The organism is Ralstonia sp. TCR112 (assembly GCF_007997035.1).
Classification (GTDB): domain Bacteria; phylum Pseudomonadota; class Gammaproteobacteria; order Burkholderiales; family Burkholderiaceae; genus Ralstonia; species Ralstonia edaphi.
The window spans coordinates 16,748-36,912 of the sequence record NZ_VOSS01000081.1; the positions used below are offsets into that span (position 1 = coordinate 16,748).

Here is a 20,165-nt window from a genome sequence, read left to right on the forward strand (position 1 = left end):
CGCGCTCACAAGCGGCATTCGCGCAACAGCGTGCGATGATCGTACAATCGTGCGCACATATCGCTCGTTTTTAGGGTTATCGCCATGACGAAGGAACCGCTGAACCGGCGCGACTGGATCGCCGGGCTGGAAAAAGGGCTCGCGATCCTGGAGGCGTTCGACCACGAGCACCCGCGGCTGACGCCCACCCAGGCCGCCGAGCTGACGGGCCTGACCCGCACCGCCGCGCGCCGCTACCTCCTGACGCTGGAGCATCTGGGCTATCTCACCAGCGAAGGGACGCTCTTCAGCCTGACGCCGCGCGTGCTGAAGGTGGGCTGGTCGTACTTCGATTCGGCCCGCCTGCCGCGCACGGTGCAGCCGTTCCTGCAGCAGGTGACGGCCGCCGTCGGCGAGGTGGCGTACCTGAGCGTGCTGGACGATTGGGAGCTCGTCTTCATCTCGCGCACCAGCACGAGCCGAGTCATGAGCACGGGCTTCGTGCTGGGTGCGCGCGTGCCGGCGCCGCTGGCCTCGGCCGGCGTAATGATGCTGGCCGCGCAACCCGAGCAGAAGGTCAAGGCGTGGCTGGAAACCTGTGTGCTGACGCCCTATACGCCCTACACGATCCTGCAGCGGGACCGCCTGTTCGATGAAATCCGCAAAGCTGCCCGGCAGGACTACGCCGTGGTCGAGCAGCAGCTGCAGATTGGTGTGCGCGGGGTCGCGGTACCGCTGCGCGATCGGCATGGCAACGTGATCGCCGCACTCAGCGTGAACATGCAAGTCGGTGAAGAAACCACGGAGCATGCATTGCAACGCGTGCTGCAGGTGCTGCAGGACACGGCCCTGTCGATCATGCGCGTGCTGTAGCCGGCCACGTCCCCTCGTTATCCCCGAACGCCATGCTTTGACACAGGTACGGACTCGGAGAAACCCTTGAGTCGTACGTTATTCGCACCATGTTGTGCGATTATCGAACGAATGCAATCGGCAATTGCTTGTGCGCCGCCCCGCGGGCGGACTACGCTGCGTTGCGTGTACAGACGGCCCTTCATCGAACGAATCACGCGAATTGCACGATAGGCCGCACAGATAAAACCCGGAGACCACCATGACCGCAGCCCCTGCCCACGAGCCCCTGGGCAAGCACCAGTCGAAAAAAGCCGCCGCCAGCGGCTGGATCGGCTCGGCGCTCGAGTACTACGACTTCTTCATCTACGCCACCGCAGCGGCGTTGATCTTCCCGCAGATTTTCTTCCCCAAGGGCGACCCCAAGACGGCCATCATCGCCTCGCTGGCGACGTACGGGGTGGGTTACATCGCGCGACCCATCGGTGCATTCGTGCTCGGCCATCTGGGCGACACGCACGGGCGCAAGAGCGTGCTGCTCTGGTGCATGTTCCTGATGGGCTTTTCGACCATTGGCGTGGGCCTGCTGCCCACGTATGACCAAGTCGGCCTGTGGGCGCCGACACTGCTGGTGATCATGCGCCTGATCCAGGGCTTTGCCGTGGCTGGCGAAATCTCGGGCGCCAGCTCGATGATCCTGGAGCATGCACCTTTTGGCCGGCGCGGCTTCTACGCGAGCTTTACGCTGCAAGGCGTGCAGGCGGGCCAGATCCTGGCGGCCGCCGTGTTCCTGCCCCTTGCCCACTACATGCCGGCCGACCAGTTCAACGCGTGGGGCTGGCGCATTCCGTTCCTGCTGAGCTTCGTGGTCATCATCGCCGGCTACGTCATCCGCCGCGAAGTGCACGAAACCCCGGCCTTTACCGCTGAGCAGCAGCAACAAGGCCGCCCGCGCTCGCCCGTGATCGACGCTTTCAAATACAGCATGCCGGACATGCTGCGCGTGGTCTGCATGGCGCTGATGAACGTGATTCCGGTGGTGGCGACCATCTTTGGCGCGGCCTATGCCGTGCAGCCGGCGTACGGCATCGGCTTCGCCAAGGACATCTACCTGTGGATTCCGGTCGTGGGCAACATCGTTGCGGTGCTCGTCATTCCGTATGTTGGCGACCTGTCCGACCGCATTGGCCGCAAGCCGCCGATCGTGATCGGTTCGCTGCTCGCTGGCGTGCTCGCGTTTGCCTACCTGTACGCCATCAGCATCAAGAACGTGCCGTTCGCGTTTGTCATGTCGATCCTGATGTGGGGCGTCGTCTATCAGGGCTACAACGCGGTCTTCCCAAGCTTCTATCCGGAACTGTTCCCGACGCGCACCCGTGTGTCGGCCATGGCGATTTCGCAGAACGTGGGCACGGCCATCACCGCCATGCTGCCGGCCCTCTTCACCGCTGTGGCGCCGCCGGGAGCCGCCAACATCTGGCTGACCGTGGGCGTCATTGCCTTTGGCGTAACGGTGATTTCCGCCGTGGCCGCCATGACCGCACGCGAGACGTATCGCATCCATATGGACGACCTGGGCCAGCCAGCCGCCCAACCCGTCGACAAGGCCGAATATGCCCGCCAGCGGGCCGGAGCCTTGGCCGCCTGAAACACGCTTCTCCTGAACCATGATTTCTGGAAAAACCACCCTCATCGCCCACATCGGCTACCCGACCGAGACATTCAAGTCGCCGATGATCTACAACCCCTGGTTCGAGCAAAAAGGCATCGATGCCGTTGTGGTGCCCATGGGGGTCAAGGCGGAGGACTACGCGCAGAGCTTCGAATCGATCTGCCGTTTCACCAACCTGCGCGGTGCCCTCATCACCATGCCGCACAAGGTGACGACGGTGGATCTGGTCGATGAAGTCACGCCCGCCGTGCGTATTGCGGGCGCCTGCAATGCGGTCCTCAAGCGCGATGACGGCACGTTGCTGGGCGACCAGTTCGACGGTGCCGGCTTCGTGCGCGGCGTGCAGCGCAAGGGACGCCAGCTCGAAGGCGCGCGTGTGCTGCTCTCGGGAGCCGGTGGTGTCGGCTCGGCGATTGCGGCGTCGTTGGCCGCTGCGGGGGTGGGCGAGCTGGCCCTGTATGACACCCGCGCAGAATCGGCTGAATCGCTGGGCCGACGTCTGCGCGAGCACTACCCCGCGCTGATGGTGCGCACCGGTTCGAATGATCCGGACGGCTTCGATGTGGTCGTCAACGCCACGCCAGTCGGCATGAAGGAAGACGATCCACTGCCCTTCGACGTGGCCCGCATCGCGCCGAGCTGCTTTGTCGGCGAGGTCGTCATGAAATCCGAGTACACGCCGCTGCTGCGTGCGGCGCTCGACAAGGGTTGCGACGTCCAGGTCGGCACCGACATGCTGTTCGAGATGATTCCCGCGTATCTGGAGTTCTTCGGCTTCGGCACCGCCACCGCAGATGAACTGCGGCGCAGCGCCGCCATCGCCTACTGACCCGATGACGCGTCGCCCTCTGAGCTTTGCCCTGCTGCTGCCGCTATTGCTATCGGCGCAGCCGGTCGCGACGACAGTTACCTCCCCGCCCTGCCAGCCATTGCGCAGACGCTGGGATCGGCCAGCACGAGCCTCACGGTCTTCGCGCTGGCCTTTGGCATTGGGCAGCTGCCGATGGGAAGCCTGGCAGATCGGTTTGGCCGGCGTCAGGTGTTGCTGATCGGGCTCGCGTGCTATGCCATGGGTGCGCTGGCCGGCGCGCTGGCGACGACCGCCTCCATGTTGACCGCCGCACGCGCCGTACAAGGTTTCTCGATGGCCGCCATCCTGGTGTGCGCGCGCGCTGCCGTACGCGACCTGCACCCCGCACGCGATGGTCCGCACGTCATGGCGCGTGGTCTGACGGGGCTGGGCTTCGTGGCGTTGATGGCCCCGATCATCGGCGCCTTTGTCGCGCAACACGCAGGTTGGCGCTGGGTACTGGCGGGCATGAGCTTCTATGCACTCGTGCTCTGGGCGATGTGCTGGTACGGCTTTGCCGAAACCCGGCAGGAAACGCACACCCAGGCGGGCAGCGTGCGCGAGATTTTTTCCAGCGCGGATTTTCGCGCCTGGGGACTGCTCGCGGCCTCGACCTATGCCGGCATCTTCTGCTTCCTGCTGCTCTCGCCGATGGTCTACATCGCCTACCTCGGCCTGTCCCCCGAGCTGTATGGCTGGATACCGGCCGGCGGCTCGCTCGTCTATATCCTCAGCACAACCGGGTGCCGGCGCCTGCTGAGGCGCCAAAGCCTTGTGCGGACGGTGCAGCAAGGCGCAACGCTCAGCCTGATCGGCGCCGGCATCCAGGGCTTGGGCTGCTGGCTCCTTCCCGGGCACGCGTGGCCGCTGCTGCTCGGGCACGGCGTCTATTGCATGGGCCACGGCATTCACCAACCTTGCGGCCAGGCGGGCGCGGTGGGCGAGCTGCCACATCTTGCCGGGCGTGCCGTGTCATGGTCGGGTTTCATCATGATGCTGGCAGCCTTCTGCCTGGGGCAGACCGCCGCGTCCTTTGACGACGCATCGCACACCCTCGGTGCCTGGCCCATGGTGGTGCCGATGATGCTTGCCGGCACCGTGCTGGCGTCCATTGCGTTCCTTTGGCTGCCGAAGTTGAAGAGCCAGCCGAATCCACAAAGCGCTGCCGCATAGCGACTGCGAGATGCGCATTGCCACGCGCGTGGTACACAATGCGGTGTCTGCATTCTTTGCTTCAGCCACAGGAGTTTGACCATGAGCCGCAACGCCGACCTGCCATTCAAGACCGCCGGCTTGGAGTTCATCGAGTTCGCCACGCAAGCGCCGGCAGCGCTCGGCCAGGTGTTCGCATCGCTGGGCTTCAAGGCCATCGCGCGGCACGTCAGCAAGGACGTCACACTGTACCGGCAAGGCGACATGAACTTCCTCGTCAACGCTGAGGCCGATTCCTTTGCGCACCGCTGGGCCGAGGAGTATGGCGTCGGCATCTGCGCCATCGGTATCCGCGTCGACGATGCCCAGCACGCCTACAACCGCGCCGTCGAACTGGGCGCATGGCCGGCCGAGGCCGAGCCGATCGGCCCGAGCGAGCTGGTAATACCGGCCATCCAGGGCGTGGGCGATACGCACCTGTATTTTGTCGACCGCTGGCGCGGCAAGCACGGTACTCGGGGCGGCCTGGGCGACATCTCCATCTACGACATCGACTTCCGGCCGCTGGATGCCGCCACCGCGTATGAGGACTGGCACCACGCCGGCGTCGGCCTGGCGCGCGTCGACCACCTGACGCAGACCGTCGGCCCCGGCCGCCTGCAGGATTGGATCGACTTCTACCGCAATCAGCTCGGCTTCAGCGAAATCCACGAGCTGCACGCCAACTGGCACGTCGCGGCCGATTCGCGCGTGATGGTGTCGTCGTGCGGCATGATCCGCATCCCGCTCTATGAGGAAGGCACGCACCGCGCCCACCTCATGCACGCCTACCTGCCCGACCACCCCGGCGAAGGCGTGCAGCACATTGCGCTGGCCACCGACGACATCCTGCGCACCGCCACCGCGCTTGCCGCCAACGGCCTCACCTTCGTCGAGCCACCCGCGCACTACTACGACACCGTCGACGCGCGACTGCCCGGCCATGGATTGGACCTGGAAGCATTGCGCCGATACGGCATCCTCGTCGACGGCGAAATCGTCGACGGCGTGCCGAAACTGTTCCTGCAGACCTTCATCAAGCGTCATCCGGGCGAGATCTTCTTCGAAATCGTGCAGCGGCGCGGGCACCACGGGTTTGGCGAAGGCAACCTGCCGGTGTTGACGGCGGCGGCCTGACCCCGGAACGTCGCAAAGAAAAAGCCCGCCGAAACTTGGCGGGCTTTCTTCGTACTGCGGGTGCTGCAATGCCGATCAATAACCAGCTGCCAGCCCTGTGTTGCGACGCGGATCATTCGCGCCATAGAAGCGGTTGTTGCCGACCGGCTTGCCACCCAGCGACGGCGCACCGACGATGATCGCCGCCAGATGGTTGGCCGGCTGCGGCGCACCCAGGTTATGGCCCATCGACGTCAGGATCTTGCGCGTATCTTCCGACAGCGCATACGGCTCGACGTTGGTCACATCCGGCAGCCATTGCTGATGGAAGCGCGGCATGTCGACGGCTTCCTGCACATTCATGCCGTAGTCGATCGCGTTGATCATGGTGAGCATGACGGCGGTGATGATGCGGCTGCCGCCCGGCGTACCCACCACCATGACGGGCTTGCCGTCCTTGGTGACGATGGTCGGGCTCATCGACGACAGCGGACGCTTGCCCGGGGCGATCGAGTTGGCCTCGCCCTGCACCAGGCCGTACAGGTTCGGCACGCCGACCTTGGCGGTGAAGTCGTCCATCTCGTCGTTCAGGATCACGCCCGTCTTGGCGGCCGTGACCTTCGCGCCGAACCAGTCGTTGAGCGTGTACGTGACCGACACCGCGTTGCCGTACTTGTCGGCAATCGAGTAGTGCGTCGTGTTGCTGCCTTCATGCGGCTCGACGCCCGGCTTGATGTCCTTCGACACGCCCGCCTTCTTCGGGTCGATCACGGCACGGATCTTGGCTGCGTAGTCCTTGCTCAGCAGACGGTCCAGCGGGTTCTTCACGAAGTCCGGGTCGCCCAGGTAGCTGTTGCGGTCCACATAGGCGTGGCGCATGGCTTCGATCTGGTAATGCGTCGCCTGCGCGGAATGCCAGCCCAGGTCCTTGAGCGGATAGCCTTCCAGGATGTTCAGCATTTCGCAGATGATCACGCCGCCCGAACTCGGGGGCGGTGCCGACACCACGTGGTAGCCACGGTAGTCGCACTCGACCGGCGCCAGTTCGCGCGTCTTGTAGCTGACGAGGTCTTCCTGCGTGATCAGGCCACCGCCGGCCTTGCTCGATGCAGCAATGGCCTGCCCGACCCAGCCCTTGTAGAAGCCGTCGGTGCCCTTGTTGCTGATCTCGCGCAGCGTCTTGGCCAGGTCACGCTGGACGAGCTTCTCGCCCACCTGGAACGGCTGGCCCTTGTTCAGGAAGATGGCGCCCGATGCGGCGTCTTCCTGGAAGTCCTTGGTGGACGTATGCAGCATGTCGACGTCGCCCTGATCGAGGGTGAAACCCTTCTCGGCCAGCGCGATGGACGGCGCGATCAGTGCAGCGCGTTGCATGGTGCCGTACTTCTGGCGGGCGTATTCCATGCCCGACACGGTGCCCGGCACACCCACGGCCAGGTGGCCCTTGGTGGATGCGCCCTTGATGACGTTGCCGTCCTTGTCCAGGTACATGTTGGCGGTGGCAGCCTTCGGCGCGACTTCACGGAAGTCGAGGAAGGTCTTGCGGCCATCGGCCAGCTGGATGGTCATGAAACCGCCGCCACCGAGGTTGCCGGCAGCCGGATAGACCACGGCCAGGGCGTAGCCCACGGCCACGGCAGCGTCGACCGCGTTACCGCCGCGCTTGAGCACTTCCACGCCGACCTTGCTGGCCAGGTGCTGTGCCGAGACGACCATGCCGTTCTCTGCGGCCACGGGCGCGACGGACGCCGCGTGTGCGACGGTTGTGATGCTGATCGATGCGATTGCGGCGGCGATCCACCGCATGCCTGTTCTTGGATTCTGCATAGGAGCTCCTTTGGTACCTTCATGGACGCCGGTCGTGCCAGCGTACGTGTTATGGCGCGCGAACCTTATCAGGCGCTGCGCTGGGGCACTATAGCCTCATCCCCGTATTGACGCATCGCGCCAGCAGTGGGACGGCGCGTATCGCTAACCCAGTGGCACCTCGAGCCCGACCTTCACGCGGTTGAGCACCACGGCCGTGCGATACCACTTGATGTTGTCGTTGTCGTCGAACAGGCGTCGCGCGAGGGCTTCGTACTCCGTCATCGTGGCTACGTTGAGGATCAGGACGAAATCGGCCTCGCCCGTTACGTAGTAGCACTGCTGCACCTCGGGGCCGGAGAGCGCCTTCTTGAGCGCAACCATCGCCGCGGTATTCGTGCGCTCGGCATGCACCTCGACGATCACGGTGATGGGTTTGCCGACCCGCTCGGGGTCGACCACTGCCACGTTGCCGACGATGATGCCCGCCTCCTCCATCCGCTTGATACGCCGCTGCACGGCTGCGGTCGATAGATTGACCTCCTCCCCGATCACACGCAGCGGCGTGGTGTAGCAGCGCTGCACCGCATTCAGGATGGCGATGTCGAAGGCGTCGAGTTCGAGCGATTTCTGAGGGGCCATGGCCAGGCTTGTGGCGAGAAATTTTTGCGTCTGGCTGAGCAGAATAGCGGAAATTGCTCTGCCGACGTGATATAGGATTTCGTCATCATTTCGTTCGCAGAGGCCATCCAATGCATTGGCAATCCCAGCTCGTCAGCCCCGAAATGCTCGCTCCTGGCGGCTTTCGTTCGTTGGTGACGCCCGTCTACCGCGGCTCAACCGTGCTGTTCGACAACGCAGCGCAGGTCGTGGACGATTGGCGCCATGCGCAGTACGGCTATACCTACGGCCTGTACGGCACGCCAACCGCCATTGAATTGGGGGCGCGGATTGCGCAACTGGAGCGCGCACGCCACAGCTTTATCGTCCCGGGCGGGCAGGCTGCCATCGCGCTCGTCTACCTGGCCTGCTGCGGCGCGGGCAGCCACGCGCTGGTGCCGTTCAGCGCGTACGGGCCCAATCGCAGCATGGCTGCCGGCCTGCTCAAACGCATGGGCATCGAAGTCGAAACCTACGACCCGCTCATCGGCGCCGGCATCGCGGGGCGCATCCAAGCGAACACCGCGCTGGTTTGGACCGAAAGCCCCGGCTCGGTCACGATGGAAATCCAGGACGTGCCGGCCATCGTGGCCGCGGCGCACGCGCGCGGCGTGCCGGTGGCGCTCGACAACACCTATGCGGCGGGCGTGTATTTCGATGCCTTCGCGCACGGCGTGGATATCAGCGTGCAAGCGCTGACAAAGTACGTGGGCGGCCACAGCGACCTGTTGCTCGGCTCCGTCTCGGTCAATTCGGAAGCGATGTTCGAGCGCGTGGGCAGCGCGTTTGCCGACCTCGGCATGGGCACCTCCCCCGACGATTGCAGCCTGGCGCTGCGTGGCCTGCAAACGCTGGGGCTGCGGCTGGAGCGCCTGCAAGCCTCCACGCTGGCGGTAGCGCGCTGGCTCCATCTGCAGGATTGCATTGCCGCCGTGCTGCATCCGGCGCTGCTATCATGCCCCGGTCATGAACTCTGGAAGCGCGACTTTACCGGCGCAACGAGCGTGTTTTCGGTGGTATTCCAGGAAAGCGTTTCTGCCGACCAAGTGAACGCGTTCATCGATGCGCTGCGCATGTTCCGGATCGGCATGAGCTGGGGCGGCACCAGCAGCCTCGTGATGCCCTATCCGGACTTGGCGCGGCCGAACCGCCACTACCGCGGCCGCCTGGTGCGGCTCAATGTCGGGCTGGAAGCACCGGAAGACCTGATTGCCGATCTGCGGCAAGCCATGGCCCGTGCAGGCATCCAGGAGCCCGTCGTGGCGTAACCGCCAGCACGTCAGTCAACCGCGGCAAACGGCGGCGCGCGCCGCTTCACCGTTTGCGCCTTGACGATGGCGGTGTTGGTTTCGGCGTGATACGCCACGCGATCGAGAATCTCATCGAGCTGATCGATCGAGCGCACATACAGGCGGGCGATGAAGCAATCCTCGCCGGTGACCTTGTCGCATTCGCCGATCTCCGGAATCTCTTCGATTAGCTGCTGCACGATATGCAGCTTGCCCGGCATGGGCCGCACGCGCACGATGGCCTGCAGCGTGTAGCCCAGCGCAGTCGGGTCGATGTCGACGGTGTAATTGCGGATCACGCCGCGTTCTTCCAGCCGGCGCAGGCGCTCCGACACGCTCGGGGACGACAGTCCCACCTGCTCGGCCAGCTGCTTGAGCGAGATGCGGGAATCGGTCAACAGGACGTCAAGAATGCGCTTGTCCAGGGCGTCAATCGCGTTCATTTTCTCTTCCGCAATCGGTTGAGGCGTTTCGCCTTATTTCATGAAAAACAACGTGAATTTTGCCTTAGAAAAGCAATGGGAGTCGCCCTCTTCGCATGCGATCCTTCTTGCATCCAACGCACAAGGTGGTTCGCATGAACAATAAGGCGCGCGGCACGGTCGAGATGACCTCCGCCATGATCATTTCCGGGACGATCGGCTGGTTCGTCGTCCGCTCCGGCCAGCCCGTGGCCGACGTTGTGTTCTGGCGCTGCGTGTTCGGCGCGCTGACGCTGCTGGTGGTATGCGCAGGGCTGGGGCTGCTGCGCGGCGCGATCACGTGGCGGCGCGCCGGCATTGCCGCGCTGGGCGGCGTGGCCATCGTCATCAACTGGCTGCTGTTGTTTGCGGCGTATCCGCGCGCGTCCATCTCGATTGCCACGGCGGTGTACAACACGCAGCCTTTCATGCTCGTCGGGCTGGGCGCGCTGTTTCTGTCGGAAAAGCTGACGGCAGCCAAGCTCACCTGGCTGGCCATCGCCTTCATCGGCGTGGTGCTGATCGTGCAGGTGGGACCGGCCGCCAGCGCTGGGACGGATTACCTGACGGGCATTGCGATGGCGCTGGGCGCGGCGTTTGCCTACGCGGTGGCCGCGCTGCTGATCAAGAAGCTGGCCGGAACGCCGCCGCACCTGATCGCGCTCATCCAGGTGTGCGTGGGCGTGCTGATGCTGGCGCCGCTGGCCAACCTGTCGCATCCGCCAGCCGATGCCCATGCGTGGGTGATGCTGGTCACGGTGGGCGTGGTGCACACCGGGTTGATGTACATCCTGCTCTATGGCGCCATCCAGCGGCTGCCGACGCATCTGACGGGGTCGCTGTCGTTCATTTATCCGATCGTTGCGATCGCCGTGGACATGGTTGCGTTCGGACATCGATTGCAACTGGCGCAATTCCTGGGCGCGGCGGCGATCCTGCTGGCGGCGGCTGGTATGAATCTGGGGTGGTCGCCATATCGGTGGCTGCGCGCGCGGAGCGAATCCGCCGTCTCCAAATAACGCAATACGCGCAATAGGCCGCCCCACCGGCAACACGAATGGGCGGCCCAACTGCTGTTATTCTTGTGCGTTTTCCGCCGGCGCCCGGCGCGCCCTGCGCCTGCCTCTCTCCCCCTTTGGCAGCCGGCGGACAGAAACCCCAAAGATACGCACAAGATGAAGGAAGGTCACCCGCCGGCGCCGGGTCGCGAAACCGCGATCGCCTGGATCCTGGAACAAATGCAGATGTACGGCCTGTCTGTCGAAGACCTGCAGGCGCATGGCTGCTTTGACGCGCCACCGCCGCCGCCCGCACCCCTCGGCCCCGTCTACATGAGCGCCGACGGCCAACACTGGGACGGCTCGGGCGACATGCCGGACTGGCTGCAACGCGCCGTCAACGCCGGACAGAGCATCGAGCATTTCCGCGTGGGCTGACGCGCAGACAGCGCAGGTACGCCGGTTGCGTGGTTGTTGGCGTAAGCGCTGCCGGTTTGCTGATCTGCGAGTTGTTCCACTGCATTGCCGGCCGGCGCTCCAACCCAACGGAGGACGTCATCATGCCGGAACGCAAGACCGTAGAACGTGCGCGCGCCGACAAGCGCCACGGCAAGGCCGCCTCAACGCAGGCAGGCAACTTCGTGAAGGAAGAGATGGATCACATCCGCGAAGGCAAGCACGGTGCGAAAAACACCAAGCAGGCCATTGCGATCGGGCTGTCCAAGGCGCGCCGCTCTGGCGTTGCCGTCAAGCCGCCGGGGGAAGGCAAGGCGTCGGCCGCCACCCGCAAGAAGGCAGAACACGACGTCAAGGCCGGGAGCAAGACTGGCGGCAAGAAAAGCAGCCACGCCAGCGCGAGCAAGGAATCCACGGCCAAACGCAGCAAGACCACGACGCGCACGCTGAAGAAGGAAGGCCATTCGGCGGCGTCCAAGTCGTCGCTGTCCAAGCAGGCGCATAGCGCAGCTTCGAAGCGGTCGAGCAGTGAGCGCTCGGCGGCGGCCAAGAAGGGCGCCGCCACCAAGGGCGCGGCCGGCCGATCCGCTGCCGCCAAGAAGGCAGCCCGCACCCGCGCTGCGCACGCCAAGTAAATCTTTCCTGCTCGACCTGAAGGCGGCCCCATCCGGGTCGCCTTTTTTGTTGCCGATTTACCTGCCTCCAAAAAAACTCGAAAAAATTTCTGCTCTCCGTGTCAGGAACGTTGCCATGCGCCGACCAAGGTGCACGGAACACCTCTGCGCGATGCCGCAGTGAACCGTACGGCGAGGGATTTCGCCCTGCCAGCCGTTCAACGACACCTGCTCAATCAAGGAGAACACCCATGAAACAACACGCCATGATCGCCGCCGCCCTGGGTAGCCTGCTCGCGCTGGGCGCACTGTCGACGCCGGTGCAGGCCGCCGACGCTGCCGGCAAGGAAAAGTGCTACGGCGTGGCCAAGGCCGGCCAGAACGATTGCGCCAGCCCCGGCAGCGCGCACGCCTGCGCCGGCCAGTCGAAGATCGACAAAGACCCGATGTCGTGGAAGTACGTGCCGGCCGGCACCTGCGCGCAGATGGGCGGCACGATGCAGGCTCCATCGAAGTAACGCGCGACGCCGGGTGACCGCCATGCAGACCGCTCTGCCACCTTGCGCCGGCGCAGGCCTGCGCGCGCCGCACTTTCCCGCCCTGCTGCACGGGGAAGCCCGCTTCCCGTGGGCGGAAGTGCACAGCGAGAACTATCTGTATGGCGGCCCCGCACGTGCGGCGCTGCTGGCTGCGCGAGAGCAGCAGCCGGTAAGCCTGCACGGCGTGGGCATGGGGCTTGGCAACGCAGATGGGCTGGACGTCGAACACGTTCGCGCCATCGCTGCCCTGGCGGACGCCGTTGCGCCTGCCGCGATTTCCGAGCACCTGTGCTTCAACCGCAGCGGCGCACAGGTCGTCAACGATCTGCTGCCGCTGCCCTATTCCCGCGAATCGCTCGACATCGTCTGCGCCAACGTCATGCGCGCACAGGACATCCTCAAGCGGCCGCTGCTGATCGAGAACATCGCTGCATACATCGACTGCCGCACGCTGGTCGACGCCGACGACGCCGTCTCCGAAGGTGCATTCTTGACCGCCCTCGCCCGACGTACGGGCTGCGGCATCTTGCTGGACCTGAACAATCTGTACGTCAACAGCGTGAACCACGGCGTGACGGTCGAATCGGTCCTCGCCGACATCGACCCAACGCTGGTCGGCGAGATTCACCTGGCCGGCTTCAGCGTGGAAGACGGCATGCTGATCGACACGCACAGCGCGCCCGTCCATGCGCCCGTCTGGGCGTTGTACGACGCGTGGATTGCCAAGCACGGCCCGCGCCCGACGCTGATCGAATGGGACGCTGAACTGCCGCCCGTGCAGGTGTTGCTGGACGAAGCGGCACGCGCCCAGGCGGTACTCAATCGCCACGCCCACGTCATGCGGGAGCCACGCCATGCGACTGCCTGACTGGGAAGCGCACCTCGTCGGCGCACTGACGCATTCCGTAAGCGACGCTGAAACGCGTGGCATCGCCATCTACCGCAATGCGCGCCTGGCCATTCTGCGCAACGCATTGGCGGGGGCCTACCCCGTCTGCCGCGCGCTCGTCGGCGACGACTGCTTTGATGCGCTCGCGCGCGACACGCTGACCGCGCAGGCATCTACGTCCCCGAATTTGCATCGCTACGGGAATGCGTTGCCGGACGTCATTGCGCAATCGCCATTGGCGCAGAGCGTGCCCTATCTGGCCGATGTGGCGCGACTGGAATGGTGCGTGCATTGGGCGCATTACGCCCCGGACGCACACGTTGAAGCCCCTGACGCCACGCTGCTCGCGCAGCCTGCAGACACCATCTGCGCAAGCCTGGCCAACGGTGCGCAGTGGGTGGCGTCGCGGTGGCCGGTCGTGTCGATCTGGCGCGCGCACCAGGCTGACGCAACCATCGCGCTCAATGAAATCAATCTTGGAGTGGGAGAAGCCGCGGCGATTGCCGTGCGCGGGCATCGCGTTGCCGTGCTCGATCTTGATCCTGCGACCGCCACGTTCCTCGCCGCTTGCGAAGCTGAGACTTCGCTTCAAGCGGCGCTCGAAACCACGTTAGCCGAGCGGCCGGATTTTGATCTGACTGCATGCCTGTCCGGCCTCTATCGCTCGGGGCTGCTCGCACTGTCTGCCTGCCCAACAACCTCGTCTACTGGAGAGACGCCATGAACACCCTCACCACGACGTTTGCCCCGCTTACGCGCCTGCGCGCGTCGTTCGATCGGCTTGCCGGTCCGCAAAGCACGCTGTGTTCGGTCATCCTGTTGATCGCCCGGGCGTATCTCTTTTACGTGTTCTTCCGCTCCGGCCTGACCAAGCTGCACGACTGGGACACGACGGTGCTGCTCTTCACCGAGGAATACAAGGTGCCGCTGTTGCCGCCCGCACTGGCAGCAGCGCTCGGCACGTTCGGCGAACTGGTTTTCCCTTCTCTGATGCTGGCCGGCGTCGTGCCACGGCTGGCGGTTGTCGGGCTGTTCTTCGTCAACGTGGTGGCGGCGGCCTCGTACTGGGCCAATCTGTCGGCATCGGCCATCGAATTTCATTTTGTGTGGGGCGTGCTGATTGCGCTCGTGGCAACGGTGGGACCGGGTTGGCTGGCGGCGCAGACCCTCTGGCAGCGCCGGACGCGTTAAGCAGATTGCGTGGGCGACGGGCTTATCATGTGAGCTTGTCGCCCTCTCTTCAGGAGCATCGATGCGCTTCCCTCAGTTGTCCTTCGCAGCCTCGGCCGGTGTGTTGGCTGCAATTGGCGCCGCAGCATTGCTTACGGCTTGCGCGTGGGGCGATAGCCCGAACAGCACCGGCGCACACATGCTCGACGACTCGCTGCTGTCGTACCAGGTCAAGGCGGCGCTGGATCAGGACACGGCGCTCAGCACACGCCAGATCCGCATCCGTTCCACCCCAGACGGCAAGGTCACGCTGACAGGCTGGGTCGATACCCCCGAGATGGCGCGTCGAGCCGGCGACGACGTCAAACGCTTCGTCGATTCGGCCAAGCTCGATAACCAGTTGCGCGTGCTCTCGCGCATGCAGGTGCTGGGCGGCGGCCCGTTCATCCCGGCCGGCTTGCCCCCCGAGGCACCGGCCAGCGCCCCGGCCGCGCGCTAAACCACGCAAGCGGTTACGCTGCCCGCGCGCTTGCTCGCCCGGGCACGCGGCCCACGGGCAGCGATTGCAGCAGCCCGAAGCCAACCTCCGCGATCAGGAACGGCACCACCAGCAGCGTAGCGCCCGATGCCAGTGCGTATGCCTGCCACGTCGCAAACAGCCAGCGCGCCACGGCGTCGTACCGGCCGAGCGCCACACTCGCCTGTCGGAGACGCAGCACCGACCACACGCACACCACCGACCCCATCAGATTGGCCATCAGCAGATGCGTCGGCTCAAATGCCGGCAAGCTGCCGATGCCCAGCGCATGCGCCAATGCGCTGAGCGCCTGATGCAACAGCGCGAACGTCCACGGCGTCGCAAACGGGGCGGTCACGATCAGGTCATACCAGGCGCTGGCCCGCACGATACGCAGGAAGGTCGATTCGGAAACCATGGGGAAACTCCAGAAGTGAAGTGAAGGAGCCGCCACGGTAAAGCTTGGTGTACGCTCCAAGGTCAAGCCCCGACCGCATCCCCCGTTCCAAACCACCATGCCTGCTGCCCTCCCCGCTCCCATTTCCAATGCGCATGCCGGTGACCTGTCCATCGGCGACCTGGCCGCCGCCACTGGCGTCTCACGCGATGGCCTGCGCTTTTACGAGGCACGCGGGCTGATTCGTGCGCGGCGCCGGAGCAACGGCTACCGCGCCTATCCGCCCGAAATCGTGGAACTGGTGCAATACGTCCGCACGGCCCAGCAGCTGGGTTTCACACTGGCGGAAATTAAGGAAGGCATGGCACAGGTGTGGCAGCAACCCGACACCGATGCCGCCGTCACCGCGTTGCTGCGCGAGAAACTCGCCACGATCGATGCCCGGATCGCCAGCCTTCAGGCCATGCGCGATGCACTTGCGACCCGCGTCGGCATGGCATGCCCGCTTGCACCGGCCTGAGACGGCCATCATGTCTTGTCATATAACTGTCGCAGACTGCCGCCGCAGGGCGCGTTTTTGCGCGTTTTCTAGCGCCCTGACGGCTTGCTGAGTCGTGAAAGGCGCTTGAAAGATCGCGTCGGTAAAAACGCTCCCGTCTCAAGGGGAGTCTGCTGCAGTGAAACATCGGGGTGCGTTCCATCCACGGGTAAGGGCCGTGCTGTGCGCGGTGGCCTGCCTGCCATTTGCCGCTGCCTGGGCAGCCACGCCGGCATCGGCCCCGGCTGTGGCGAGCATGCCGGTCGCGACCATGCCGCCGATCAAGCCTTCCGTGCTAGGCGTGACGGGCGCCGGCTTCAACCTGGTCGAACTGTTGCAGGAGCTGAAAGGCAATAACCCGCAGCTGATCCAGGCACGCCATAACTACCTCTCGGCCAAGTCTATACCGCCGCAGCTTGCGTCGCCCAACAACCCGCAGCTCGGCTACATCTGGAACAGCATCCCCAAGGGATTCCCGCTGGCGGTCAACCGCGCAGGCGGCAGCCAGTACAACCTGACGCAGCAGATCCCGTTTCCGGGCAAGAAAGCGCTGGCGGCCGAGATTGCCGATCGCCAGGCAGAATCGCTGAACGCGCAAAACGACGCGCTGTACCTGCAGCTCTACGCGCAGCTTTCCACCACGTACTACCAGGCGATCGCGCTGCAGAAACAGATCGACGTACAGAAGCTGACCATCACGCGCCTGGAACAGGTCAAGCAGATCACGCGGGTGCGCTACGCCAACAACGCCGCCGCCTACGCCGACTTCCTCAACGCGCAGGTCATGCAGAGCAGCGCGCAGAACGACCTGTTTGCCGCACAACGCCAGTACGACACCACGCTGCAGACACTGAACACGCTCATCGGCAAGGAGCCGAGCTTCCCGCTCGTGCTGCGCGCTGACGACGAGTCCGTGCATCTGCCGGAGGAACCGCTGCCCGAGCTGGAAAACCAGGCGCTGCGCGAGCACCCGTCGATCAAGGCATCGGCCGAGCTGATGGACGCCGCGCGCAAGAGCGTGACGCTGGCGCGCAAGGCGTACCTGCCCGATTTCCAGGTCATCGCCACCGTCACCACCGACAACCCGCCATATGGCGTGCGCCCGAACAGCTACCAGATCGAGCTGGACGTGATCATTCCGTTCTGGTTCCTGACCAAGGAAAAGTACGGCGTGAACCAGGCGGTGGAAAGCCAGATTGCCACCGAGGCGAATGACGTGTCGGTGCGCCAGCAGACGTTATTGGCGGTCGATACCGCCTACAACACGCTGCGCCAGACGCTTGCGCAGCTCGACTTCAACAAGCAGCGGCAACTGCCGCAGGCGCTGGCGGCGTATCGCGTCACGATGACCAACTACGCCAGTAACAACGCCGATTTCAACGACCTGCTCACTGCCCAGGGCGCGCTCAAGAACGCCGAACTGGCGGTCGCGCAGGCGCAGGCCACGGCCTTGCAGGCCTATCACGCGCTGCTCGCGGCCACCGGCCGCTCGCCGGTTCAAGCTCAATAACATCATGAAGAAGTTCTCTCCCGTTGTTGCAGTCATCGCCCTGGCAGCGGCCCTGGCCGTGGGCGTGGTGGTCGGACGCAAGTGGCCTGCCGCCGTGCCGGCCGAGACCGCGAAACCTGCAGCAGGTCCGGCCTCTGCGCCGGCTGCCGCGTCGCGCCCGAAGCCCGACTCCGTTGAAATTCCGGCTGGCGGCTTCGACCCCCAGCAGGTGAAGGTCGCGCAGGTCGGTCAGCTTTCCGTGCCGGTAGAACTGTCCACGCCGGGCAAGCTCGCCTACAACGCCGAGCGCACCAAGCTGGCCTCGGCGCGCGTGGCCGGGCGGCTGGACCAGATCCTCCTGTTCGAAGGTGCGCAGGTGCGCGAGGGCCAGCCGATTGCCCAGCTGTACGCGCCGGATTTCATCTCCGCACAGAAGGAATACCTGCTGGCGCTGAATACGGCTCGCCAGCTCAAGGGTTCCAACATGAAGGATCTGCAGGACGATGCCGACGCCACGGTACAGTCCGCCGCGGGCCGCCTGCACGTGCTGGGCATGTCCGATGCCGATGTCGCGCAGATTGCCAAGCGCGGCACCCCCGCTGAACACCTGACGCTGCGCGCGCCCATCTCGGGCACGATCGTCAAGCGCAACATGGACCCAGGCGCCTTCCTGAACGTGGGCGACTCGTTCATGAGCATCGTCGATACGCGTGTGTTGTGGTTCACGGGCAATGTGTATGAGAACGACATTGCCAGCGTGCGCATCGGCCAGCCGATCTCGCTGCACACGTCGGCGTATCCGGACCGCGAGTTCACAGGCCGCGTGAGCTTCATTGCCCCGAACATCGACCCGGCCACGCACACCTTGACGGTGCGCTGCGACGTGCCCAACACCGACGGCCTGCTGCGCCCCGAGATGTACGCCACGGCGCGCATCCAGACCGGCAGCGGCCAGGCCACGGTGGTGCCGAAGTCCGCCCTGGTGAAAGACCACGGCAGCTACTTCGTGATCGTCCAGAGCGATGCCACACACTTCAAGCGCGTGGAAGTGCACGGCAAGGACACCGGCACCGACGGCAACTTTGCCGTGACGGCCGGGCTTGAAGCTTCGTCGCAGGTGGTAGTACGCGGCGCCGCGCTGCTCAACGAGATGATCGTCAAGGCAGGAGCGTAGGCATGGGCTTCAACCCCATCGCGGGCATCCTCAAGCGCCGGCTGCTGATCGTCTTCCTGGCGATCGCGCTGCTGGTGGCCGGCGTGCTGTCCTTCCGCGAACTGCCGCTGCAGGCGTATCCGGGCGTGGCGCCGCTGTCGGTGCAGGCCATCACGCAATGGCCGGGCCGCAGCACAACCGAAGTCGAACAGCAGATCACCATCCCGATCGAAAACGCGCTGGCCGGCGTGCCCGACGTGCAGTCGTTCCGCTCGGTATCGCTGTTCGGCCTGTCGGTCGTGACGCTCAAGTTCAAGGAAGGCACCGACAGCTTCAAGGCGCGGCAGAACTTCGCGCAATACGTGGCCGCAGCCAACCTGCCGCCTGGCGTGCAGCCGTCGCTGAGCCCCGACTCGGACGCCACGGGCGAGATCATGCGCTTTCGCCTCGTTGGCGACGGCGTGGACCTCACCACGCTCAAGAGCTACCAGGACTACGACATCACCAAAGAGCTGAAGCATGTGCAGGGCGTGGCCGATGTCAGCTCCTTCGGCGGCAAGGTGAAGGAGTACCACATCGTGCCGTCGCCGGCGAAGCTGCAGTCGTACGGCATCACGCTGTCGCAGCTCATCACGGCCATCGGCAACGCCAACAACAACACCGGCGGCAACCTGCTGCGCGACGGCGAGCAGCAGTTCGTCGTGCGCGGCGTCGGCCTGCTGCAGACGGTGGACGACATCCGCAACGTGGTTGTGGCCGCCAACAACGGCGTGCCGGTGCGCGTGCGCGATATTGCCGAGGTGGAAGTCGGCAACGTGCAGCGCCTTGGCCAAGTGCAATACAACGACCAGCCCGACGTGGTCGAAGGCATTGTGCTGCTCAAGCGCGACGCCAACGCAAGCGAGGTGCTCGCCAAGGTGCGCGAGAAGGTGGCGGAGCTGAACAACGGCATTCTGCCCAAGAGCGTTCAGATCAAGCCGTTCTATGACCGCCAGGTGTTGCTCGACATCACCATGGGCACGGTCGAACACACGCTGGTGGTGGGCATCTCCCTCGTGCTAGCGGTGTTGTTCGTCTTCCTGGGCAACTTCCGGGCGGCGGCCGTGGTGGCGGCGGTGATTCCGCTGGCGCTGTGCGTGTCGTTCATCAGCATGGAGCACTTCCATGTGCCGGCCAACTTGATTTCGCTCGGGGCGATCGACTTTGGGGTGATTGTCGATGCGGCCGTGATCGTGATGGAAAACATCATGCGGCACCTGGAAGAAGGCGCCGAGAAGCTGGATGACGCCATCGTCAAAGCGACCAGCGAAGTGCAGCGCGCGATGATCTTTTCCACCGGCATCATCATCGTGGCGTATTCGCCGCTGTTCTTCATCGGCGGCGTGGAAGGCATCATCTTCAAGCCGATGGCGTTCACGATGGGCTTTGCCCTCATGGCGTCGATCGTGCTGAGCCTGACGTTCGTGCCGGCTACCACGTCGTTCGTCTTCGGCAAGACGCTGCATCCGCATTCGCCGGCGTTCATCACG

General features: G+C 64.8%; 21 protein-coding genes and 1 pseudogene. 18 read left to right on the plus strand and 4 right to left on the minus strand.

The window, feature by feature from the left end; all coding sequences use genetic code 11:
* Nucleotides 1-84 precede the first annotated feature (84 nt).
* The 5 genes and pseudogenes from FUT88_RS19075 to FUT88_RS19095 all read left to right on the plus strand — a co-directional run bounded on the left by FUT88_RS19075 (nt 85) and on the right by FUT88_RS19095 (nt 5,681).
* Complete coding sequence (locus FUT88_RS19075; RefSeq protein WP_147217454.1) at nt 85-852, plus strand: IclR family transcriptional regulator C-terminal domain-containing protein; 768 nt, start codon at nt 85-87, stop codon at nt 850-852.
* A gap of 241 nt (nt 853-1,093) precedes the next feature.
* Nucleotides 1,094-2,479 carry an MFS transporter gene (locus tag FUT88_RS19080; RefSeq protein WP_147217456.1) on the plus strand — a complete coding sequence of 462 codons (1,386 nt, stop codon included), beginning with the start codon at nt 1,094-1,096 and terminating at the stop codon, nt 2,477-2,479.
* A 19-nt stretch (nt 2,480-2,498) separates the two neighbouring features.
* Nucleotides 2,499-3,332: a shikimate dehydrogenase family protein gene (locus FUT88_RS19085; RefSeq protein WP_147217458.1), complete on the plus strand. Its 834-nt coding sequence runs from the start codon at nt 2,499-2,501 to the stop codon at nt 3,330-3,332.
* A 4-nt stretch (nt 3,333-3,336) separates the two neighbouring features.
* Nucleotides 3,337-4,526, plus strand: a pseudogene (locus tag FUT88_RS19090) (MFS transporter).
* Between the two features lie 81 nt (nt 4,527-4,607).
* Nucleotides 4,608-5,681, plus strand: coding sequence for a 4-hydroxyphenylpyruvate dioxygenase family protein (locus FUT88_RS19095; protein ID WP_147217460.1), 1,074 nt, complete (start codon nt 4,608-4,610; stop codon nt 5,679-5,681).
* Between the two features lie 75 nt (nt 5,682-5,756).
* Here FUT88_RS19095 and ggt read toward each other — a convergent pair whose 3' ends face one another.
* A complete protein-coding gene (ggt, locus tag FUT88_RS19100) occupies nt 5,757-7,487 on the minus strand; it encodes a gamma-glutamyltransferase (RefSeq protein ID WP_186829337.1) in 1,731 nt (576 codons plus the stop codon).
* Between the two features lie 144 nt (nt 7,488-7,631).
* Complete coding sequence (locus FUT88_RS19105; RefSeq protein ID WP_147217462.1) at nt 7,632-8,108, minus strand: Lrp/AsnC family transcriptional regulator; 477 nt, start codon at nt 8,106-8,108, stop codon at nt 7,632-7,634.
* A 110-nt stretch (nt 8,109-8,218) separates the two neighbouring features.
* Here FUT88_RS19105 and FUT88_RS19110 point away from each other — a divergent pair, with 110 nt between their 5' ends.
* Nucleotides 8,219-9,394 (plus strand): cystathionine beta-lyase, encoded by a 1,176-nt coding sequence (locus FUT88_RS19110; protein ID WP_147217463.1) that lies wholly within the window; start codon nt 8,219-8,221, stop codon nt 9,392-9,394.
* 11 nt (nt 9,395-9,405) lie between these two features.
* On the opposite strand, the gene FUT88_RS19115 is transcribed toward FUT88_RS19110, so the two are convergent.
* On the minus strand, nt 9,406-9,858 hold the full coding sequence (locus tag FUT88_RS19115) for an Lrp/AsnC family transcriptional regulator (RefSeq protein WP_147217465.1): 453 nt from the start codon (nt 9,856-9,858) through the stop codon (nt 9,406-9,408).
* Nucleotides 9,859-9,992: 134 nt separating this feature from the next.
* On the opposite strand from FUT88_RS19115, the gene FUT88_RS19120 reads away from it, so the two are divergent.
* From FUT88_RS19120 to FUT88_RS19155, 8 genes are all read left to right on the plus strand, one after another.
* The gene (locus FUT88_RS19120; RefSeq protein WP_147217467.1) at nt 9,993-10,895 is read left to right on the plus strand and encodes a DMT family transporter; all 903 of its coding nucleotides are present in this window, start codon (nt 9,993-9,995) and stop codon (nt 10,893-10,895) included.
* A gap of 156 nt (nt 10,896-11,051) precedes the next feature.
* A complete protein-coding gene (locus FUT88_RS19125; RefSeq protein ID WP_147217468.1) occupies nt 11,052-11,312 on the plus strand; it encodes an H-NS family nucleoid-associated regulatory protein in 261 nt (86 codons plus the stop codon).
* Between the two features lie 122 nt (nt 11,313-11,434).
* Nucleotides 11,435-11,965: a DNA-binding protein gene (locus FUT88_RS19130; protein ID WP_147217470.1), complete on the plus strand. Its 531-nt coding sequence runs from the start codon at nt 11,435-11,437 to the stop codon at nt 11,963-11,965.
* Nucleotides 11,966-12,195: 230 nt separating this feature from the next.
* Nucleotides 12,196-12,462 carry a DUF2282 domain-containing protein gene (locus FUT88_RS19135; protein ID WP_063394404.1) on the plus strand — a complete coding sequence of 89 codons (267 nt, stop codon included), beginning with the start codon at nt 12,196-12,198 and terminating at the stop codon, nt 12,460-12,462.
* A 22-nt stretch (nt 12,463-12,484) separates the two neighbouring features.
* Nucleotides 12,485-13,351, plus strand: coding sequence for a DUF692 domain-containing protein (locus FUT88_RS19140; RefSeq protein WP_147217472.1), 867 nt, complete (start codon nt 12,485-12,487; stop codon nt 13,349-13,351).
* Complete coding sequence (locus FUT88_RS19145; RefSeq protein WP_147217474.1) at nt 13,338-14,096, plus strand: DNA-binding domain-containing protein; 759 nt, start codon at nt 13,338-13,340, stop codon at nt 14,094-14,096. Before FUT88_RS19140 ends, FUT88_RS19145 begins: the two co-directional genes overlap by 14 nt.
* Nucleotides 14,093-14,563, plus strand: a complete 471-nt coding sequence (locus FUT88_RS19150; protein ID WP_147217476.1) for a DoxX family protein — start codon at nt 14,093-14,095, stop codon at nt 14,561-14,563. The genes FUT88_RS19145 and FUT88_RS19150 overlap by 4 nt, the downstream gene beginning before the upstream one ends.
* Nucleotides 14,564-14,624: 61 nt before the next feature.
* The gene (locus FUT88_RS19155) at nt 14,625-15,041 is read left to right on the plus strand and encodes a BON domain-containing protein (RefSeq protein WP_147217478.1); all 417 of its coding nucleotides are present in this window, start codon (nt 14,625-14,627) and stop codon (nt 15,039-15,041) included.
* Between the two features lie 13 nt (nt 15,042-15,054).
* On the opposite strand, the gene FUT88_RS19160 is transcribed toward FUT88_RS19155, so the two are convergent.
* Nucleotides 15,055-15,477, minus strand: a complete 423-nt coding sequence (locus tag FUT88_RS19160) for a hypothetical protein (protein WP_147217480.1) — start codon at nt 15,475-15,477, stop codon at nt 15,055-15,057.
* A 97-nt stretch (nt 15,478-15,574) separates the two neighbouring features.
* On the opposite strand from FUT88_RS19160, the gene FUT88_RS19165 reads away from it, so the two are divergent.
* From FUT88_RS19165 to FUT88_RS19180, 4 genes are all read left to right on the plus strand, one after another.
* Entirely contained in the window at nt 15,575-15,976 is a 402-nt protein-coding gene (locus FUT88_RS19165) for a MerR family transcriptional regulator (protein ID WP_051530863.1), read from the plus strand.
* A gap of 157 nt (nt 15,977-16,133) precedes the next feature.
* A complete protein-coding gene (locus FUT88_RS19170) occupies nt 16,134-17,504 on the plus strand; it encodes a TolC family protein (RefSeq protein ID WP_186829338.1) in 1,371 nt (456 codons plus the stop codon).
* A 4-nt stretch (nt 17,505-17,508) separates the two neighbouring features.
* The gene (locus tag FUT88_RS19175; RefSeq protein ID WP_147217484.1) at nt 17,509-18,657 is read left to right on the plus strand and encodes an efflux RND transporter periplasmic adaptor subunit; all 1,149 of its coding nucleotides are present in this window, start codon (nt 17,509-17,511) and stop codon (nt 18,655-18,657) included.
* Nucleotides 18,658-18,659: 2 nt separating this feature from the next.
* Nucleotides 18,660-20,165 (plus strand): efflux RND transporter permease subunit (locus FUT88_RS19180; RefSeq protein ID WP_147217486.1); only part of this gene is annotated, 1,506 nt, incomplete at its 3' end.

Bases quoted from the DNA above. Each gene is read 5' to 3' on its own strand.
- FUT88_RS19105 (WP_147217462.1), bottom strand. From the start codon at position 8,108: ATGGCCCCTCAGAAATCGCTCGAACTCGACGCCTTCGACATCGCCATC.
- FUT88_RS19135 (WP_063394404.1), top strand. From the start codon at position 12,196: ATGAAACAACACGCCATGATCGCCGCCGCCCTGGGTAGCCTGCTCGCG.
- FUT88_RS19115 (WP_147217465.1), bottom strand. From the start codon at position 9,858: ATGAACGCGATTGACGCCCTGGACAAGCGCATTCTTGACGTCCTGTTG.
- FUT88_RS19110 (WP_147217463.1), top strand. From the start codon at position 8,219: ATGCATTGGCAATCCCAGCTCGTCAGCCCCGAAATGCTCGCTCCTGGC.
- FUT88_RS19095 (WP_147217460.1), top strand. From the start codon at position 4,608: ATGAGCCGCAACGCCGACCTGCCATTCAAGACCGCCGGCTTGGAGTTC.
- FUT88_RS19085 (WP_147217458.1), top strand. From the start codon at position 2,499: ATGATTTCTGGAAAAACCACCCTCATCGCCCACATCGGCTACCCGACC.
- FUT88_RS19155 (WP_147217478.1), top strand. From the start codon at position 14,625: ATGCGCTTCCCTCAGTTGTCCTTCGCAGCCTCGGCCGGTGTGTTGGCT.
- FUT88_RS19120 (WP_147217467.1), top strand. From the start codon at position 9,993: ATGAACAATAAGGCGCGCGGCACGGTCGAGATGACCTCCGCCATGATC.
- FUT88_RS19125 (WP_147217468.1), top strand. From the start codon at position 11,052: ATGAAGGAAGGTCACCCGCCGGCGCCGGGTCGCGAAACCGCGATCGCC.
- FUT88_RS19175 (WP_147217484.1), top strand. From the start codon at position 17,509: ATGAAGAAGTTCTCTCCCGTTGTTGCAGTCATCGCCCTGGCAGCGGCC.
- FUT88_RS19080 (WP_147217456.1), top strand. From the start codon at position 1,094: ATGACCGCAGCCCCTGCCCACGAGCCCCTGGGCAAGCACCAGTCGAAA.
- FUT88_RS19165 (WP_051530863.1), top strand. From the start codon at position 15,575: ATGCCTGCTGCCCTCCCCGCTCCCATTTCCAATGCGCATGCCGGTGAC.
- FUT88_RS19160 (WP_147217480.1), bottom strand. From the start codon at position 15,477: ATGGTTTCCGAATCGACCTTCCTGCGTATCGTGCGGGCCAGCGCCTGG.
- FUT88_RS19130 (WP_147217470.1), top strand. From the start codon at position 11,435: ATGCCGGAACGCAAGACCGTAGAACGTGCGCGCGCCGACAAGCGCCAC.
- FUT88_RS19140 (WP_147217472.1), top strand. From the start codon at position 12,485: ATGCAGACCGCTCTGCCACCTTGCGCCGGCGCAGGCCTGCGCGCGCCG.
- FUT88_RS19145 (WP_147217474.1), top strand. From the start codon at position 13,338: ATGCGACTGCCTGACTGGGAAGCGCACCTCGTCGGCGCACTGACGCAT.
- ggt (WP_186829337.1), bottom strand. From the start codon at position 7,487: ATGCAGAATCCAAGAACAGGCATGCGGTGGATCGCCGCCGCAATCGCA.
- FUT88_RS19150 (WP_147217476.1), top strand. From the start codon at position 14,093: ATGAACACCCTCACCACGACGTTTGCCCCGCTTACGCGCCTGCGCGCG.
- FUT88_RS19075 (WP_147217454.1), top strand. From the start codon at position 85: ATGACGAAGGAACCGCTGAACCGGCGCGACTGGATCGCCGGGCTGGAA.